Raw genomic sequence first — 19,066 nt, 5'->3', positions numbered from 1 at the left:
TATAATATTATGGGAAATAAAAGCATACAAAAGTTTTTTGCCGATCAAAATTCTGTAATTGATTTATCTTCTTTGGGTAATGCCAAAGGTGCAAAAGTTTCTCTTTCCGGGCCAGACATGAACATTACCACGCCGCATGGGTCAGTGATCATTGTCAATGGCGCTCTTTATTCAAGTATCAAAGGCAATAACCTCGCTGTTAAATTTAAAGATAAGACTATTACCGGCGCTAAAATTCTGGGCAGCGTAGATTTAAAAGATATTCAACTAGAGAGAATTGACAGCTCATTGGTTGATTCTGCTCAGGTAGAAAAGAAAGGTAATGGCAAACGACGAAATAAGAAGGAAGAAGAGGAATTAAAAAAGCAGCTTGACGATGCTGAAAACGCAAAGAAAGAAGCTGATAAGGCGAAGGAAGAAGCAGAGAAAGCTAAGGAGGCTGCAGAAAAAGCGCTCAATGAAGCGTTTGAAGTACAGAACTCGTCAAAGCAAATTGAAGAAATGCTGCAGAACTTTTTGGCTGACAATGTAGCAAAAGACAATCTGGCTCAGCAAAGCGATGCTTCCCAGCAAAATACACAGGCTAAAGCAACGCAGGCTTCTAAACAGAACGATGCTGAAAAAGTTCTTCCTCAACCTATTAATAAAAATACCAGCACTGGCAAAAGTAATAGCAGTAAAAATGAGGAAAATAAGCTCGATGCCGAGTCTGTTAAAGAGCCGCTTAAAGTCACATTAGCACTTGCGGCCGAGAGTAACAGCGGTAGCAAAGATGATAGTATAACTAATTTTACCAAACCTCAGTTTGTAGGTAGCACTGCTCCCAATGCCACGGTCATTATTAAAATTAATGGTATTGCTGTCGGTCAGGCTGTAGCGGATAGTTTGGGTAACTTCACCTTCACTGCGCCTGAAACATTGACTGATGGAACATACAATCTGGAGGCAGAGGCCAAGACTGCTGATGGGAGCGGTAGCACCAAACTTGTCATTACTATCGATTCCGTTACCGATAAGCCAACATTTGAACTTTCGCCTGAAAGTAGTGTGTCTGGTCATAAGGGCTTAACGCCGACCTTGACGCCTTCAATTGTTGGTACGGCGGAAGAGAATGCCAAGGTTGACATTTATGTAGATAATAAACTGGTTGCCAGTGTTGATGTCGATAAAGATGGAAACTGGAGTTATGAATTTAAAGATAATGAATTATCTGAGGGCGAAAATAGTATAAAAGTCGTTGCCGTAGATAAAGCAGGTAATAAAAACGAAACGACGGATAGTATCATAACCGACACCATTGCTCCGGAAAAGCCGACGATTGAGCTGGATGATAGTAGTGATTCCGGCATTAAAAATGACAGCATTACAAATAGCACCCTGCCAACATTTATTGGTGTGGCGGAACCCGGTTCTACAGTCTCTATTTATCTTGGACTTAAACATCTTGGTGAGGTCATTGTTGCTAAAGATGGGACATGGAGCTATACGCTTACTACGCCGCTCAAGGATGGCGAATACAATATAACAGCAACAGCTACTGATATTGCCGGGCATACCTCAGCGACGGCAAATCTGCCTTTTACTATTGATACACGTATCAGCTATTTCAGCGCTGAGATTGAAACGACGAATGATAGCGGTATTGTCGGAGATAACGTTACTAACAATACTCGCCCAACCTTTACAGGTAAAACTGAGCCAAATGCTATTATCAGTGTCATAAATAGTGAGACTGGCGAAGAGGTTATTTTTAAAGCGAATGACAAGGGCGAATGGACGTTCAATTTCACTTCCGACTCAGTGGAAGGGATTAACAATCTTACGTTCACTGTTGAAGATGTCGCTGGCAACAAAAAGGATTTTTCCTTTAGTTACGTTATCGATACTGTTGCCCCTGTACCTCCGACGGTTTCTTTGGAGGATTTTGTTGTTTTACCGAATGGTATAATTTTATCAGGGAATGATTTACCGGCTTTAGTCGGTACGGCAGAGCCAAAGTCTACCATCTTATTGATGCGAGATGGTAAATTATATGACAGCATTGAGGTTGACTCAAACGGGACCTGGAATTATCAGTTTAGTAATAAATTTCTTCAGGGCGCCTATGATATTGAAATCATTTCTCAGGATGCCGCCGGTAATAAATCCTCTACTGTTAAATATTCTTTTACTATTCAAACTGAAGTTGTACCTCCAAAAGCGGAACTCGATGCCAGTGATGATTCCGGTGCAAAAGGCGACTGGATTACCAATAAACATAATGCTCTGACATTACTGGGAACAGCGGATAGGTTTGCTACCGTAAATATCCTTATCGATGGTAAAACGATAGGCGTGACGACTGCGGATGCAGACGGTAACTGGAATTTTGATATTTCCCGAAATCTGTCTGACAATGTTTATAAGATTACGGTTGAATCCATCGATCCTTTAGGAAGAACGTCATCTGTAGATTATCAGCTTACCATTGATAGCTTTACGCCGATCCCTACTGTTATGTTGCATGATAGCGCTGATTCTGGCGTTAAAGGCGATATGATTACTAAAATTAATACGCCGTTGTTTACCGGGATGGCTGAAGCTAATGCTAAGGTTTCCATCTATGTCGACGGTGTGTTAAGTGGCGAGGCTATTGCTGGCGATGATGGTGTATGGAATTTTCAATTTACCACAGCGTTATCCGATGGCTCGCATGACGTAACGGTAAAGGTAGAAGATATTGCCGGTAATACTGCCTCCTCATCAGCGTATAATTTCCAAATCGTAACGCAAACGCAAAAACCAACAATAGAGTTGGTCAACGATACGGGGGTTGATAATACAGACCATATTATTAATGAAAAGAATCCTGCACTGACAGGAACCGCTGCACCCTATTCAACGGTTAAACTCTATATTGATGGTGCACTGATCGCTGAGGTCAGAACAAATAAAGATGGCAGATGGGAGTATACTCTGAAAGCCGATCAAGGTTTGGTTGATGGCGATCATAGAATAACTGCTTCAGTTGAAGATATCGCTGGCAACATTGCCCATTCGGATCCTTTCTTAATTAGCGTCGATACTGCTATTTCAATACCGATAGTTTCATTGAGCCCGGATTCAGATTCGGGAATTTCAGATGATAATTTAACGAATATCGTTAAACCTACCTTGCACCTAAAAGATATTGATCCGGACATTATCAGTGTTCAGGTATGGGATGCCGCGTCTGATACGCAGATCGGTGTTGCCACGCAACAACCTGATGGTTCATGGGCCTATACCTTTACTTCAGATTTAACGGAAGGCTTGCATCAGGTTTATGTCAAGGTTGAGGACATTGCGGGTAATAAAGCGAACAGCGCGGTATTCGATTTTACTATCGATACCACAGTATCAACGCCGGTGATTTCCCTGCTTTCTAAGGATGATACGGGGGTTACAGGCGATAACCTGACCAACATCAATAAGCCAGGTTTTGCTATTTCCGGTGTTGATGCCGATGCGCATCGGGTCGTCGTACAGGTGATGCACAATGGCGTGAGCGAAGAGATCGAACTTTCTCACCTCAATGGTAGTTGGTTATTTACACCAGGGAATACGTGGGCGGATGGCAGCTACACGTTAACGGTGAAAGTAGAAGATAAGGCAGGAAATACCAACTACTCAGCACCGCTGACGGTCGTTATCGATACCCAAATCGCCATTGATGGGGTGGAACTGGTCAACGATAGCGGCGTGAAAGGCGATAATATGACCAACGACGACCGTCCCCACTTTCGTGTGACGGTACCGACGGATGTCAATGAAGTCCGTCTGAGCATTGACGGTGGTAATTCGTGGGTTCAGGCAACTCCGGGCGTGGCAGGAAGCTGGGAGTATATCTGGCCGACAGACCTGGCAGATGGTCAATACACGCTAACGGTGGAAGCGACTGATAAAGCAGGCAATACAGTGACGAAGACCATCGATTTCGCGGTGGATACCACGCTGTCAGTGCCGGTCATCGTACTGAATAGCGCGGACGATACCGGTGTCCAGGGCGATAACATGACGAATAGCACCCAGCCGACATTTGCCCTGCAGCATATTGATGATGATGCCGTTCGCGTTACGGTCAGCGTGGAGCATGGCGGCGTCACCACCACATTTGACGCCACGAAAGGCACAGGCGGATGGAGCTTTACGCCGACAGGGGCGTGGGCGGATGGTGATTATACCCTGAGTGTGTCAGTCGAAGATAAAGCGGGGAACACCAGCCATTCTGCATCGCTGACGGTGACGGTGGACACGCAAATCGCCATTAATAATATTGAACTGGTCAATGACAGCGGTATTCCCAACGATAATCTGACTAATAACGTGCGTCCGCACTTCCAGGTGACGGTACCGACGGATGTCAACGTGGTGCGCCTGAGCATTGACGGCGGCAAGACGTGGTTCAACGCTACCCAGAACGCGACGCCGGGCGTCTGGGATTATATCTGGCCGGATGATGTGGCCGACGGAGGCTATACCCTGACGGTAGAAGCGACCGATGAGGCGGGAAATAAGACAACACAGACGCTCGATTTCACCATCGATACCACTCTGTCTGTGCCGACCCTCTCGCTGGACAGCGCAGATGACAGCGGCATCGCGGGCGATAATATCACCAATGTTAAAACGCCGGGCTTTACCCTCAACAATATTGATACCGATGTCAGCCGGGTAACAGTGGAGGTAATGCACAATGGCATTAAACAGGAGGTGCCACTGGTTCAGACCGGCGGACAGTGGCGCTTTGCGCCGACCAGCGACTGGGCGGACGGCGACTATATCCTGACGGTGAAGGTAGAAGATAGGGCCGGAAATGTGAAGCAGTCCGCGCCGTTGACGGTGACAGTGGACACGCATATCGCCATTGACCGTATTGAACTGGTTAACGACAGCGGTATCCCCGACGATAATCTGACCAATGAAGCGCGCCCGCACTTTCAGGTGACAGTACCGGCGGATGTTAACGGTGTAAGACTGAGCATTGATGGCGGCAAAACGTGGTTTGACGCCACGCAGAGCGCGACGCCGGGCGTCTGGGATTATACCTGGCTGACGAATGTGGCTAACGGCCCTCACACCCTGATGGTGGAAGCGTCCGACAAGGCGGGAAACAAAACGACGCAGAAACTGGACTTCATCATCGATACCATGCTGTCAGAACCGACGATTACCCTGGACAGTGCGGATGACAGCGCCGCTGGCGATAACATCACCAACGTTAAGATGCCAGGCTTTACCCTCGGTAATATCGACGCCGACGTGACCAAAGTGGTGGTGACGGTGGCGCATGATGGTAAGAACCAACAGATAGAGTTGATTAAGAACGGCGGTGTGTGGCGCTTTACGCCGGGCGCAGCCTGGACCGATGGCGACTATACGTTGACGGTAAAGGTAGAAGATAAGGCGGGTAATACAAATTATTCTGCGCCGCTGACGGTGACTATCGATACGCAAACGTCTATTGATCGCATTGAACTTCTTAATGACACGGGTATTGTCGGGGATAACCTGACCAATGAAGCACGTCCACAGTTTCATATTACGGTACCGACGGACGTGAACTCTGTGCAACTGAGTCTTGATGGCGGCATCAACTGGGTTAACGCAACGCTGACGCCCGACGGCGTTTGGGAGTATATATGGCCGACAGATCTGGTCGAAAATACGTATACCCTGACAGTGAAAGCAACCGATGTTGCAGGCAACACGGCGACGGAAACGCTCAATTTTATCATTGATACCACATTGTCGACACCGACCATCACGCTGGATAGCGCAGATGATAGCGGCACCGCCAACGATAATAAGACTAACGTTAAAACACCGGGTTTTATTATCGGCGGTATTGATTCTGACGTGACTCAGGTCGTCGTGCAGGTGATGCGCGATGGTCACAGCGAGGAGGTGGAGCTGACGCAGACTAACGGGCAGTGGCGTTTTGTACCCGGCAGCGCGTGGACTGATGGCGACTATACGCTGACGGTAACGGTGAAAGATGAGGCGGGTAATATTCGCCACTCAGCGCCGTTGACGGTCACCATCGATACGCAAATCGCCATTGACCATATTGAACTGGTCAATGACAGCGGTATTCCCGACGATAATCTGACCAATGAAGCGCGCCCGCACTTCCAGGTGACGGTACCGACGGATGTCAACGTGGTGCGCCTGAGCATTGACGGCGGCAAGACGTGGTTCAACGCTACCCAGAGCGCGACGCCGGGCGTCTGGGATTATACCTGGCTGGCTGATGTGGGAGAGGGTAAGCATACCCTGACAGTGGAGGCGACCGACAAGGCGGGAAACAAAACGACGCAGCAACTGGACTTCATCATCGATACCATGCTGTCAGAACCGACTATCGTGCTGGACAACACGGACGACAGCGGAACAAAAGGCGATAACCTGACCAACGTAAATAAGCCGACGTTTTTACTGGGCAATATTGACGCAGACGCGCGGTATGTCACGGTTGAGGTGCAGCATGGCGGCACGAAAGAGGTGCTGACGGCCACCAAAGACGCGACCGGCAACTGGAGCGTGACACCGACCGGTACATGGGCAGATGGCGACTATACGCTGACAGTGAGGGTGGAAGATGAGGCGGGGAACGAAAAACACTCAGCGTCGCTGACGGTCACTGTTGATACCCAAATCACCATTGATGCTATTGAACTGGTTAATGATAACGGTATTCCCGGCGACAATATGACTAACGACGCCCATCCGCAGTTCCGCGTGACGGTACCGGGGGACGTTAACGAAGTCAGTCTGAGCATTGACGGTGGCGTGACCTGGGTTAAGGCGACACAGAGCGCGACGCCGGGCGTCTGGAATTATACCTGGCCGGGCACCGTGCCGGATGGCGACTATACGCTGAATGTGAAAGCGACTGACAATGCGGGTAATACGGTGACGGAGACACTCCACTTCACTATTGATACCACGCTGTCGACGCCGGTCATCGTACTGGATAGCGCGGACGACACCGGCATCCAGGGCGATAACATGACCAATCGCACCCAGCCGACATTTAACCTGCAACATATTGATGATGATGCCGTTCGCGTTACGGTCAGCGTGGAGCATGGCGGCGTCACCACCACATTTGACGCCACGAAAGGCACAGGCGGATGGAGCTTTACGCCGACAGGGGCGTGGGCGGATGGTGATTATACCCTGAGTGTGTCAGTCGAAGATAAAGCGGGGAACACCAGCCATTCTGCATCGTTGACGGTGACGGTGGACACGCAAATCGCCATTAATAACATTGAACTGGTCAATGACAGCGGTATTCCCAACGATAATCTGACTAATAACGTGCGTCCGCACTTCCAGGTGAAGGTACCGACGGATGTTAACGAGGTACGCCTGAGCATTGACGGCGGCAAGACGTGGTTCAACGCTACCCAGAGCGCGACGCCGGGCGTCTGGGATTATACCTGGCTGGCTGATGTGGGAGAGGGGAAGCATACCCTGACAGTGGAGGCGACCGACAAGGCGGGAAACCAGACGACGCAGAAACTGGATTTCATCATCGATACCATGCTGTCAGAACCGACTATCGTGCTGGACAGCACGGACGACAGCGGAACAAAAGGCGATAACCTGACCAACGCGAATAAGCCGACGTTTATACTGGGCAATATTGACGCAGACGCGCGGTATGTCACGGTTGAGGTGCAGTATGGCGGCACGAAAGAAGTGCTGACGGCCACCAAAGGCGCGACCGGCATCTGGAGCGTGACACCGACCGGCACATGGGCAGATGGCGACTATACGCTGACGGTGAGGGTGGAGGATGATGCGGGGAACGTAAAATACTCAGCGCCGCTGACGGTCACGGTTGATACCCAAATCACCATTGATGTTATTGAACTGGTTAATGATAACGGTATTCCCGGCGACAACCTGACCAATGACGTTCGTCCACACTTCCGCGTCACGGTGCCAGGGGATGTCAACGAGGTACGTCTGAGTATCGACGGCGGTAATACGTGGGTTCGTGCAACACAGGGCACGGCAGGGATCTGGGATTACACCTGGCCGAAAGATGTGACCGACGGGCTACATACCCTGACGGTAGAAGCGACCGATAAGGCGGGAAATAAGACGACGCAGACGCTCGATTTTACCATTGATACCCGGCTGTCAACGCCTACCATCACTATGGATAGCAGGGACGATACAGGTGCCATTGGCGATCATATTACGAGCGCCAAAAGGCCGGGCTTTACCATTGGCAATATTGACGCCGATGCGCAATCGGTCATTTTGCGGATCACACAGGGCGGCAATAGCCAGGAAGTGACACTAACCCAGGTTGGAGGACAGTGGCGCTTTACGCCAGATGCTGACTGGGCGGACGGTAGCTATACACTGACGGTAGAGGTAACGGATAACGCAGGAAACGTTCGTCAGTCCACGCCGCTGATAGTGACGGTAGATACGCAAACCAGCATTACTGATATTACATTGGTCAATGATCATGGCGTGCCTGATGACAATCTAACTAACAGCACCCGTCCGCAGTTTGAGATCACGGTGCCGGCGGATGTGAATTCTGTGCAACTGAGCATTGATGGGGGCGCAAACTGGGTGAGCGCGGCGCAGGGTATTGAAGGCGTCTGGGGCTATACCTGGCCAACGGATATGGGCGATGGAAAACACACCCTAACCGTCATGGTCACCGACAGAGCGGGCAATACGGCGACGCAAACGCTTGAATTTTTCATCGACACCCGGTTGTCGACGCCGACTATTGCGCTGGATAGCACGGATGATACCGGTACGCCTGGCGATGATATGACCAATCGCACCCGACCGACCTTTATTCTGCAGAATATCGATTCGGATGTTATCAACGTTACAGTCAGCGTCACGCATAATGGAACGACAACCTCGTTTACTGCGACACAGGGGGCTGGAGGATGGAGCTTTACACCGCCAGCACCGTGGGGCGACGGTGATTATACGCTGACGGTGACAGTGGAGGATCGGGCGGGAAATACGCGTCCGTCTACGCCGCTGACGGTGACAGTGGATACGCAAATAGCCATTGATCATATTGAATTAGTCAACGATAGCGGCGTCCCTGGCGATAATGTCACAAAACATGTGCGTCCGCAGTTCCAGATCTCGGTACCGGATGATGTGGAAAAGGTTCTTCTGAGTATTGACGGCGGCACGACCTGGGTTACTGCAATCAAGAGTTCGACGGCTGGCATTTGGGATTACACCTGGCCGACGGATATGCCAGAGGGACAGCATACCCTGATCGTGGAAGTGACTGACGGTGCGGGTAATAAGATGACGGGGACGCTCGATTTCACTATCGACATCACGTTGTTGACGCCAACCATTGAGCTAGCGCCCGATCAGGATACCGGACAGAATAAGAACGATAATCTGACCAGTGTCACTCAGCCGGTATTTGTGTTGGGGAGTATCGATAAAGATGTTCGACACGTGGAATTGAGTATTGAGCATAACGGCACGTTTAAAACGGTGGTACTCACCGAATCAGCCGACGGCTGGCGTTATCGACCGGATTCTGCTTTGGCGGACGGTAGCTACACATTCACCGTGACGGTAACAGATGTGGCAGGCAACCAGCAAACATCCGCGCCTTTAAAGGTGACGATAGACGGTACGTTGACTACGCCGGTGATTGAACTGGCAGCTGGCGAAGATAGCGGTACTGTTGGCGATCGCCTCACCAATCACGATCGGCCTGTGTTCGACATACGCCAGGTTGATTCTGACGTTACGCGCGTGATGGTCAAAGTAACTTACAACGGTAAAACGCACGAGGAAGCGGCGGTATTCACCAATGGTCAATGGCGCTTTACGCCTTCTGCGAGCTGGGCTGATGGCTCATATCAGTTAGCCGTTGTGGTGGAAGATCTGGCGGGGAATGTAAAAGAATCTGCGCCGTTTGAGGTGCGTATTGATACCACGACAACCATTAACAATATCGTATTGCTTAATGATACTGGCGTGCAGAATGATCAATTAACGAATGTTGCCAAACCGTCATTCAGAATTGACGTTCCCGGTGATGTCGTCCAGGTACGCGTAACCCTGGATGGTGGCGCTAACTGGAATGTGATACGCAAAAATGCCGACGGACAGTGGATTTTTGACAGCCCGAATACTCTGGTTGACGGCACATATACCCTTCGCGTAGAGGCCACGGATGAGGCAGGTAATATTGCGAATAAAGATTTAGTATTTAATATCGATACTAATATACAGGTTCCGACTATTGCTTTAGACGCAGGACAAGATACCGGAGCGAATACAGCCGATAATATCACTAATATTTCACGACCCACCTTTACGATTGGTAATGTTGACCCCGATGTTATCAAAGTCGTGGTGACGATTGATGGTCATGATTATAACGCGACTAAGGTTGGGGCTGGTTGGCAATTTACGCCAGGCAATGCCATTCCGGATGGTTCTTATAATATTACCGTTACGGTTGAAGATAAGGCCGGAAATACCGCGACATCGAAACCATTACCTGTTGTGATAGATACGACGGCTGAAATTGAAAGCGTCACGTTGGTTACAGATAGCGGTGATAGCGATGTAGATAACATTACCAAAGTCGACAAGCCGCAGTTTAGTATTGTTACCGCTGATGATATTACCCATGTGCGCGTTAAAATCGATAACGCCGCTAATTGGATTGAACTCACAAAAGGAGGGGATGGCCGCTGGATATTTAATGTCGGTTCGGCATTACCTGATGGGCAACACACTCTCTTGGTTGATGTGACTGATATCGCCGGCAACGTTGCGCAAGAAACGCTGCAGTTTACGATTGATACGACTCTGCGAGAGCCGACAATTGTACTCGATCCCACCCATGATACTGGTGATGATACTAATGATAATCTTACCAGGATTAACAAACCGGTGTTTATTATCGGTAATGTCGATAATGATGTATCACACATTGTGGTTCATATTGATGGTCGGGATTACACCATTGAAAACACAGGGGGGAATTTAACCTTTACGCCGGATCAACCGCTGTCTGACGGTCAGCATACGATCTCTGTTACCGTAACGGATATTGCTGGTAATACCAAAACATCGGCCGAACTGCAGATTGAAATCGACACGCAGGTTCAGATTGACAGTGTTACGTTAACAACAGATAGCGGCGTCAACGATCACGATAATGTCACCAATGCTACCCGTCCCTCTTTTGAAATTGCAACGCCTGATGATGTGACATCGGTGCTGGTTTCTTTCGATGGCGTAAACTGGACGCCCATCAGTAAAAATGCGGCCGGGCAGTGGGAATTTACTGCAGGTAGCGCATTGCCTGATGGTCATTATACTCTCCATGTCCAGGCGACGGATCGGGCAGGGAATACGGCAAATTCCACGCTGGGCTTCACCGTGGATACGCAGATTGACGGCCTGAGCGTCGTGATGCTGGACGACGCCGGAAAGGATTCTACGGATGGTATTACGAATATTACCTCTCCACGTTTTGAAATTTCAGCCAGAGAACCGCTGCAGAGCGTGACGGTAATTTTAAACGGGAAATCCAGCACACTGACTCAGGGGGCAGGTAATAAATGGCTGTTTACCCCTGATACACCGTTAGTGGATGGAACTTACAAAATAGAAATAGTGGCTGAAGATATCGCAGGTAATAAAATTAGCAAAGAGGTATCATTCACAATAGACACTATTGTTTCTGATCCCAGTATTGATTTGCTGGATGCGGATGATACTGGCGAAAGCGCTGTTGATAATATTACGAGTGTCACTAAACCACGTTTCGTTATTGGCAATGTACCCGCCGATATTGATACTGTTGTAATCAGAATTAACGGCGTTTCTTATCCGGTTACGGCAAATGGCAATAACCTCTGGGAATTTCAGGTTCCCGTTGCGTTAAACGATGGCGTATATGAAGCCGTTGTTGTCTTCAGAGATATTGCCGGAAATACTTCTGAAACTAAGCTGCCCTTTACCATTGATACCACGACAAGCGTCAGTGTCAGAATGGAGCCAGCGTCTGATACCGGAAATTCCAATAGCGATAACCTTACGAATAAGCAAAATCCCAAATTCGAAGGTACTGCAGAGCCCAATGCGAAACTGGTGATTACCATTGTTGACGATAAGTCAGGTCGGGAGGTTTTAAAACAAACTATTACGGTTGGCGCTGATGGCAACTGGAGTGTGACGCCGAATATACTGCCGGATGGCATGTATACCATCAACGTCGTCGCAACAGATGTCGCGGGAAATACTGCGCAAACGCAGGAAAGATTCACTATCGATACGGTTACGATCGATCCCACCATTCGCCTTTCGGATCCATCTATTGATGATCAGCATGAAGCAACCAGCCTGCGTCCTGAGTTCAAAGGGTTTGCCGAAGCGTTCTCGACGATTATGATTCAGTGGGATGGGAAAGTGGTCGGCTCCGCAAACGCCAATGCGAATGGCGAATGGAGTTGGACGCCGCCATCAGTATTAGCGCCAGGCTCCTATGTTGTGAGCATTGTTGCCAAAGATAAAGCGGGTAATGAATCGTCGCAGGTCGACTTTCCTGTAGTAATACCTGTTATTGATGTCACGCCTCCAACCATAAAGCTCAGCGAGGAGAGCGATAGTGGTGCCTTAGGAGACTTTACGACGAATAATAAAACGCCGACCCTGATTGGGAGCACGTTACCTAATACGATTGTGAGTATTTATGTGGATGGCGTGAAGGTCGGCGAGGCGACAGCGGATACAGCGGGTCGATATACTTTCCAGTTATCGGAAATGAAAGATGGCCATTATGTCGTCCAGGTGGGTATCGTCAACCCTCGCGATAATAGCGAACTGCGTTCTACCGCCGTTGATCTCACTATCGATACCGAGGTTGCTGAACTGGTATGGAATATATCTGGAATGCATGAGGGCGGATATATCAACACGGTGACGCCGGAGATTGGCGGCACCAGTGAGCCAAACAGCAAAATCACTATCTTTGTGAATGGCGTTGAAAAAGCGATTGCTTATACGACAGGCGCAGGACACTGGGGCGTAGTATTACCCGCTTTGGGTAATGATGGTAATTATGAATTAACGTTTAAAGTTGAAGACGTTGCCGGCAATATCAGAGAGTTTGGTCCGCAGAATGTGATACTGGATACGGTAATTTCGCCGTTAACCGTGGTATTACGCGAAGCTGATGACAGTGGCAAAGTTGGCGACTGGATCACCAATAAATCTCATGTCACCATCGATGGTACTGCCGAAGCCGGAAGTACTTTAACCATCAGGAATCCGCAGGGAGTGGTTATTGCTACCCTGGTGGTAGGCAATGATGGTCGATGGAGCGCAGAATTAGATCTGCGTGAAGGTAGTAATGCCTTTGTCGTGGTATCGGAAGATAAAGCGGGCAACAGCCAACAAAAAGAGATTCTGATAGAACATGATACGCAGATTGAAATCAGCGATATTTCATTAAGTCGGGATACTAATAGCGGTGATAAATATGATCTGATTACCAATAATAAGTCTCCGGTACTGGTTGCCATGACCGATCCCGGCGCGACGGTACAGGTTTATATTAATGGTGTGTTACAAGGCACAGTAGAGGCGAGTTCGTCAGGTAATATTAGCTATACCATGCCGGCAAATAGCGCCGACGGCGAGTATCAGGTGCAATTTGTTGCTACGGATACTGCTGGTAACCGGGTTGAGTCTGCGATTACAACCGTGACAATCGATTCTCAAATTGCTGTCTTTGACATTGATGAAGATTCATTACCGGCCCTCTCTAATAACCGGGCGTTGTCAGTCTCAGGTGTCGGGGAGGCTGGTTCTCAGGTCAGCATCTTTGTCGATGGTAAATTAGTCAACGTTGTTATGGTTGAGGCTGATGGCACATGGCGCGCGCCGATACTGCTGCAAGATGATGGTACGTTTAATATTCATTTCAGCATTACTGACGTTGCTGGCAACACTGAAGTGAGCAAGGATTATAGCGTGGATGTCGATTCATCAACCGACTTCCCAACGCTCAACCTTGAAGATGCGAGCAACTCTGGTTCACTTGACGATCTGATTACTAGTCACAACAAGCCTGTGTTAGTTGGCACCGCAGAAGCGGGAGCCACAATCCATATTTATGTGGATGAAAAGATCGTGGCAAATGTTCTTGTGCTTGAAGATGGAACCTGGTCCTATCAGTTTGATAATGCGTTAAAAGATGGTGAATATTCTATCCGAGTGGTTGCCGAAGACCCGGCAGGTAATACAGCAGAATCGCCTCGCTTACTCGTCACGATAGATACCAGTACGTTTATCGATAATCCTGTTATGATGGCAGGTTCTGATAACGGTATTTTCAGTAATGATAGTATAACGAGTCAAACCCGGCCTGCGTTTAGTATTTATGGAGAAATGAACCAGAGTGTTCAGATTTTCATTGATGGGGTGTTAGTCGATACGATCACGGTGACCGACAGAAATCAAGTTTATCGACCTGAGTCACCGTTGGGCGATGGTTCCCATAGCATTTATTATGTTATCACCGATAAAGCAGGCAACACGGCTACCTCGAAAACGCTAAACTTTACTATCGATACCTTAAATACGACGCCTGTCGCTATTGATTCTATCGGCGGACAAACGTTAGCAGAGATGACCGGTAGTGATGGCAAAATATATATAACGGACACGACACGTAACTTATTGTTTAGTGGCAGTGCCGAGCCCAATAGCAAAATAGAAATCATCATTAATGGCTTAAATGTGGGGGAAGTTTGGGTTAATGACAAAGGCCACTGGCAGATGCCGGTGAACCCGCTTTATTTCACAGAAGGCCAGCTGGATATCACTGTTAAATCTACGGACCGTGCTGGTAACGTCAATCAGGAAAAGTATTCCATTTGGGTCGATACGCATATCCAGGTATTTACCAGCGAGCTTGATGATAATAAATCATCATCGAAAACGGACTGGTGGAGTAATAGCTCCACTATTACGATGAGAGGTATGGGGGAAATTGGCGCTACGGTATCATTAATCGTGGCAGGGGTCACGCTAGCAACCGCTGTCGTTGCGGCTAATGGGCAGTGGGAGTTATCGACCGATCAGCTTCCGGAAGGGAAATACGATATCACTTTGAGTATTGAGGATAACGCAGGCAACCGTAAGGAAGAGGTACATGAAATATTTATTGATCGAACGCCGCCAAACGCTCCGGTCGTAACTTATTCAGATATTGTCAACGATCTAATTATTATGCAGGGGACGGCGGAAGCCAAATCTCAGCTAATAATAACCGATAGTAATGGGAATACTTATACGTTAACCGTTCCTGATAATGGTAAATGGAGTATGGCGATCCCGTATCCATCGGAAGGGAAGTTTACCATTACGAGTGTGGATGCGATTGGTAACCGGAGTGATGATGTCCCTCTCGATATCATGAAAGAGGTTCCCGTTATTTCATTATCTCCAGACTCAGACAGTGGTACGGTGGGCGATAATATTACGCGAGATAAGCAACCTACCTTTATTATCGGGAATCTGGAAAGCGATGTTGTGGTCGTTCAGGTCGATATCAATGGGACCGTATATAATGCTGAAAAAAATGCCGATGGCGTTTGGTTCTTTACGCCAGGTACACCGTTAGCTGATGGTTCCTATACGATATCGGTAATCGCAAGCGATGCCGCGGGTAATCAGAAAAACTCGTTACCCATTACCGTTACGATCGACAGTACGCTGACCGTGCCGGAGATTGCGCTGGCAGCAGGTGAAGACAATGGCGCTTCAGACAGCGATAACGTGACGAATCACACCCAGCCTAAGTTCACGCTGCAGCATATTGATGCTGACGTGACCGGGGTGACCGTAAACGTGACGCATAACGGCGTGACAGACACTTACCAGGCGACGCAAGGCGCGGATGGCTGGACCTTCACGCCGCCAGCCGCCTGGAATGACGGTACCTACACGCTGAGCGTGACGGTGGTGGATCGCGCGGGGAACTCACAGCAATCTGCTTCGCTAGCGGTGACGGTTGACTCAACGGTGACGGTAACAGCGGATAGCCAGCATAACGATGCGAGCGATGACGCCACGGCAACAGCGGTTACTCCACCGGAGTCTGAAACAGTGAATGCCGAAAGCGCTACGCATCTTCGTACAGTGCCGTCTGTGGCGGAAGAAAGCGTGGTGAAGGAGACAGCCTATAGTATTACATTGTTAAACGCTGACTCTGGGGATGAAATAGATCGTTCAATTAGTCAGACACCTTCTTTTGAAATATCAGTACCTGAGAATATTGTTAATGTCAGTGTTATGTTTGAAGGAGAAGAGTTTACTCTGCCGATAACTAACCAGAAAGCAATATTCGAAGTTCCGCTATCTTTGGAAGATGGTGAATATACTATGGACGTGAAATTCATTGATAAGGACGATGATTTCCTGATTAAGGAGAAAACATTCTCAGTCGATCACTCCTCGGCGGATATTGTGAACGCAATGAATGCAAGAGGAAAGACCGAGGATGATATTAATGATTCCCCTTCAACGAGTTCTGTAGGGCACAACAATAACGGCGCTATTGATGTTTTCGCCGTTAATGAAGTTACGTTACCTGTAGATAATCAAGAAGAACACGCATAATAACGGAGGCCCCTCACCTTTGGGTGAGGGGGTTTACTTATGGATAAAAAACTAGAACCTTATTATTTAAGTGCGGAAACGGCATTATCTATAGTGTCTAAAAAATTCAACATAAAAATTGACATCAAAGAGGATGATATAAATTTAAGATTTAAAAAGTACGACAGAAATAACACTGACGACTCTATACAAATGAAGAATTTCTTTTTGTCGTTAGGGCTTTCTCTACAGGATATATTATTTAATAATGGTGAGGATTTACTAAATGAGCCTATGCCGATTTTACTATTAACACCAGAAATGAAGTGGATGGTGTGTGTGAGTGGCGGGCAAAAAATAAAGTTGGTAAACGCGCGCGGTGAACTCTGTTATGTTGAAATTGAAGAAGAATATTTAAAAGAGTTATCTGCATTTAGTATACTACCTTTAAATAAAGTTGTTGATAGTATAAGAGTAAAAAATATCATAAAAAACTCTTTATCGATGAACAAGATTTTTTATACTAAATACTTCTTTTCATCTCTTTTTATGGCAATTTTTGCGTTAACTATCCCAGTATTTAGTAATCTGTTCTATGATAAGCTTGTTCCAAGTGCTTCGGTTTCATCTTTATTTGGCGTGGCTATAATTGTTGCTGTATTTATTGTTTTTGAGTTTATCCTTCGTACTTCGAAAGATATTTATCAGTCTATCACAGCAAGGCAGGATGACGTCGATATTGATATCGCATTTCTTGAAGCGGTACTTTATAGTAAAAAGAAAAATGGCAGATCCATGTCATCAGCATTTGTGCTATGGAATGAGTTTCAGAAAATTAAACCCGTTTTATTAAACTCGATCTTTCAACGTATAGCCGATATTCCAATATTTATTATATTTCTCATTGTTATATATGTAAATTTAGGTCTGGTCGTTATTGTACCTGTTACCATGTTTATCGTCTCTATTATTATTTCCCTCGTTAACCACCATTATACTAATGAGTTAATGAACAAACAAAAAGAAGGACAGAAGAACAGGAATATTTTCATCTCAGAAGTTTTCTTATCTATTAAAATGATCCATACCTTAAATAATCAAGGTTTACTTTTTGATTGGGTTAATACATCAAATGAACAGTCGTATCTTAACCTGAAGATAAGGAAATTAAATCTTATCTATCAATCTATATTGGGTAGTATGTCATCTATTACCCAAATAACTATTATGGTAATAGCCTTTTTTATGGTAATTAAGGGTGATGTTACCACTGGCGCAATTGTTTCATCTGTCATTGTCTCTGGCCGTATCTCCGGGATCATTTCGAATTTTTCTTCTACATTAATCTCTATTTTATCAGCAGAAAAAACCGGTAAGGATCTGCTTTCTTTTTTTGATGAAGATCAGGCAGAAAAAACACCGGCATTACAGTCCATATCAAAGTGCAATGGCGATATCTCTATCCGGGGCGTGAGTTATCAGTATGATGCTCAATCTCCGATGATTATTAACCGACTGTCTATAGACATACCTGCGGGGCAACGTGTCGCGGTGGTAGGCGAATGCGGTGCAGGAAAAAGCTCATTACTGGGAATGCTATCTGGCTACCTTTCGCCAACAGACGGTGCCATCTTATATGATGGATATAACTTAGGACATTTATCGCAGAACTTTTTTTCTCAGCATTTAAGTGTGGTGACGACACATGATGTTTTATTCACCGGAACCATTGAAAGTAATTTCGCGTTAAAACCGCAAAACGACAGGGGCCGGGTACTCAAGGCGCTTCATCTGGCGAACTGTGGTTTTATCTTGCAACATCCTATGGGGCTGAAGTTTCCGGTGAATTTTATGGCTAAAAACCTGTCATCCGGACAGCAGCAGCAGTTATTATTAGCACGCAGTCTGAGCAGTAACGCCAGCGTCTTTTTATGGGATGAACCAACATCAAATCTGGATGAGAATACCGAGAAGCAAATTTTTGATAACTTAGATGAGTTTATTCATGGGAAAACGTTGATCATGGTGACGCATCGTCGATACCTGATAAAGTATTTTGACCGGGTCCTGGTAATGAAAGGTGGAAAAATAATCCGTGATTGTTCTCCGGATAAATTATTAATGTAAAATAAGCAGCGCTTGTCGCTGTTATCAGGTGGTACTGCTTAATAAAAAAGACCCGTTGCACAAACGGGTCTTTTTTGTCATTTAACGAGTCGGCAATGTCTTCAATAAGTTTAGCTCGATTCTGTTAGGGCTATTCCACTTGCCATTTTTGGATAACCACACCTGGCGGCCCTCATCAACGGCAATGCGAGGGACGTGATGGTTCGCAAGGCTACCCCTGGTGCGCGGTTCCGCGTTGAGATAACCGGTGGGCGACTTCAGCGGCAGCGAT

Annotated in this window: 2 protein-coding genes; both read left to right on the top strand. The window is 47.2% G+C overall.

Translation table 11 applies throughout. From position 1 onward, the window contains the following. Positions 1-9 precede the first annotated feature (9 nt). A complete protein-coding gene (gene siiE / locus ACLD3P_RS11230; protein WP_411006701.1) occupies positions 10-16,689 on the top strand; it encodes a non-fimbrial adhesin SiiE in 16,680 nt (5,559 codons plus the stop codon). A gap of 39 nt (positions 16,690-16,728) precedes the next feature. Continuing rightward, positions 16,729-18,795, top strand: a complete 2,067-nt coding sequence (siiF, locus tag ACLD3P_RS11225; protein ID WP_000358582.1) for an SPI-4 type I secretion system protein SiiF — start codon at positions 16,729-16,731, stop codon at positions 18,793-18,795. The last annotated feature ends 271 nt before the right edge of the window (positions 18,796-19,066 follow it).

Origin of the sequence: Salmonella sp. 741265073_HBA (genome assembly GCF_046569105.1) — a bacterium.
In the GTDB taxonomy this organism is placed as follows: Bacteria; Pseudomonadota; Gammaproteobacteria; order Enterobacterales; family Enterobacteriaceae; genus Salmonella; species Salmonella enterica.
The sequence above is the reverse complement of the archived record's forward strand: the minus strand, read 5'-3'. Positions and strand labels throughout refer to the sequence as shown.